General features: G+C 63.7%; 3 protein-coding genes. 2 read left to right on the forward strand and 1 reads right to left on the reverse strand.

Annotation, left to right across the window (positions count from 1 at the left end):
• The first annotated feature begins 54 nt into the window (after positions 1-54).
• Both SNL23_RS25175 and SNL23_RS25180 read left to right on the forward strand, forming a co-directional pair.
• Entirely contained in the window at positions 55-918 is an 864-nt protein-coding gene (locus SNL23_RS25175; protein WP_167665590.1) for a LysR family transcriptional regulator, read from the forward strand.
• 51 nt (positions 919-969) lie between these two features.
• Positions 970-1,974 (forward strand): LacI family DNA-binding transcriptional regulator, encoded by a 1,005-nt coding sequence (locus tag SNL23_RS25180; RefSeq protein ID WP_318303946.1) that lies wholly within the window; start codon positions 970-972, stop codon positions 1,972-1,974.
• On the opposite strand, the gene SNL23_RS25185 is transcribed toward SNL23_RS25180, so the two are convergent.
• Positions 1,971-2,696 (reverse strand): SDR family oxidoreductase, encoded by a 726-nt coding sequence (locus SNL23_RS25185; RefSeq protein WP_318303947.1) that lies wholly within the window; start codon positions 2,694-2,696, stop codon positions 1,971-1,973. The genes SNL23_RS25180 and SNL23_RS25185 overlap by 4 nt on opposite strands.
• Positions 2,697-2,717: the final 21 nt, after the last annotated feature.

A 2,717-nucleotide genomic window follows, 5' to 3' on the forward strand; every position in this document is an offset into this window, starting at 1 on the left:
TCCGTATTCCGATCATCAGCCCCTACAATGCCTCCTATCATCCAAGGGGGTTTCATGGACATCGAACTGGCACGCACCTTCCTCGAAATCACCCGCTGCGGCAGCCTCGCCGCGGCGGCCGAGAAGCTGCACGTCACCCAGACCGCGATCACCGCCCGCGTCAAAAACCTCGAAAGCCAGCTCAACAGCACCCTGTTCGTGCGCAACCGCGCCGGTGCGCGCCTGACCCCGGACGGCGAGGCCTTCGTGGTCTACGCCAACCAGTTGGTACAAACCTGGGAAGCCGCCCGCCGCGACCTGCCGTTGCCCGATGGTTACCGCAACGTGCTGCACATCGGTGGCGAAGTCAGCCTGTGCAACCCGTTGATGCTCGGCTGGGCCCAGGCCCTGCGTGAACACATCCCCGGTCATGCCTTGCGCACCGAGATTCGCGAAGGCGAATACCTGTTGCGTCAGCTGGAACTGGGCGTGCTGGACGCTGCACTGGTGTTCCAGCCGCAATACTGGCCGGGGTTGCAGGTGGAGCAGGTGCTGGAAGAAAAGCTGATCCTGGTGCAACTGGCGGCGCGGCCCGAGCCCTACGTGTATATCGACTGGGGCCAGGGCTTTCGCCAACAACACGATGCGGCGCTGCCGGAAAAGGCCCGCGCAGCTCTAAGTTTCAATCTGGGGCCGTTGGCGTTGCAGTACATTCTTGAGAACGGCGGCGCCGGGTATTTCCGCACGCGGGTGGTGCAGAGCTACCTGGACAGCGGGGTGATGGAACGGGTACCCAAGGCGCCGGAGTTCAGTTTTCCGACGTACCTGGTGTATTCCCGCGAGCGCGACTCGGCGGTTTTGCAGCAGGCACTGGCCTTGCTGCGGGCGGTGGTGGAGGCGGAAAAGGATTGGTCGCAGCGCTGGGATCCGGTGATTTGAAGCCGTGCACATGGTAGCCTCAGGTTGTTTTCTCCTGGTTTCCCCCTGCCGATGAACAAGAAAAAATCCGTCACCATCAGCGACATCGCCAAACGGGTCAACATGACCACCATCACGGTGTCCCGGGCGCTGAGCAAACCCGACCTGGTCAAGCCCGCCACCCTGGCGCGGATTCTCGAGGTGGCGCGGGAGCTGGACTACGTGCCCAACGCCTTCGCCCGCGGGCTCAAGCGCAGCGAAAGCCTGATCATCGGCGTGATCACCGCCTCGGTGGACAACCCCTTCTACAGCGAGATGATCAAGGCGATTTCCCGCGAGGCGAAAAAGCACGGCTACACCATCATGCTGGTGGACACCGACGAGCTGGAAGAACTGGAAAGCAAGGCAGTCGACACCCTGTTGGGCTACCGCGTGGCGGGAATCATCCTGTCGCCGGTCTCCGATGAGCCCAGCTACCAGCCCGATTACCTGGAGCGCCTGGCCAACGGCAAGACGCCGGTTGTATTGCTCGACCGCACCATCCACGAGAGCCCGTTCAGCCGCGTGGTGCTGGATAACTACCACAGCGGCATCGAGGCGGCGCAGTACCTGGTGCGGCAAACCCCGAATCTCAAGCGCCTGCTGGTACTGACCGGGCCGGAGCATTCGCGCATCACCATGGAACGCCTCAAGGGCCTGAAAGAAGTACTGGCCGATCACCCGCAGGTGCACGTCGAAGTATGTGCCGGCGACTACACGCTGATGCCCTCCTACCTGCATACCCTCGACTACCTGGCTGAGCACTCGGCGCCGGACGCGATCATGGGCTTCAATCAGTTGATCACCCTCGGCGCCTTGCGCGCGTTGCGCATGCACAACATCCCCCACGAAAGCCTGACCATCTGCGGCATCGACCGCCTGCCCTTCGCCGATATCTTCGGCGTGCCGATTGCCTGCGTGGCCCACGACGCATCACTGGCCGGCAGCAGCGCGGTGCGGCTGCTGCTGGACCGCCTTGAAGACCCGCACAAACCGCGGGACAAAGTGGTGATCGCCGGCAAACTGGAGAACGGCTAGCGGCTGGTATACCCGCCATCGATCGGCAAGCTGACGCCGCTGATCATGCTGGCGGCATCGCTCAGCAGGAACAGCACCGGCAGGGCCACCTCCGCCGTTTCGGCAAACCTCCCGAGGGGAATCGCCGCCAATGCCGGGTCGCGCTTGGCGGGCGCCGACCAGGCCATCTGCGCCATGGGCGTAAGGGTGACGGTGGGGTTGACGCTGTTGACGCGAATCCCGAAACGTCCCCATTCCGCGCATTGCACGCGGGTGATGGCGTCCAGTGCGGCCTTAGAAGCGCAGTAGCCGAGGTGATCGTCCAACGCTACGAGTGAGGCCTGGCTGGAAACGTTGACGATGCTGCCCGCGATCTTGGCTTCAATCATTGCCGCGGCGATACGGCTGGCGACCTGGGCGGCGGCGCGGGCGTTGACGTTCATCACTTGGTCGAAGGCTTCGGCGCTGATGGCAGCCGCCGGCTCCAGGCGAGAGATGCCGGCGCAGTTGACCAGGCCGTGCATCGGCGGCAAACCTTGCAGGGCCAGGTCCAGCGCGGCGCTGTTGGCGATGTCCAGGCACAGGGTTGCGCAGCCGAGTTGGGCCAGGGATTGGGCGTCGCGGCCCAAGGCGAAAACCTCGGCGCCGCTGGCGATCAATTGCAGAGCGATTTCCCGGCCGATGCCGCTGCTGGCGCCGGTGACGAGGATGCGCTGGTGGGTGAAGTCGAAGGTAGCGTTCATGGTTCACGATCTCTAAAACGA

This window comes from Pseudomonas sp. SED1, from assembly GCF_034044025.1.
Lineage (GTDB): Bacteria > Pseudomonadota > Gammaproteobacteria > Pseudomonadales > Pseudomonadaceae > Aquipseudomonas.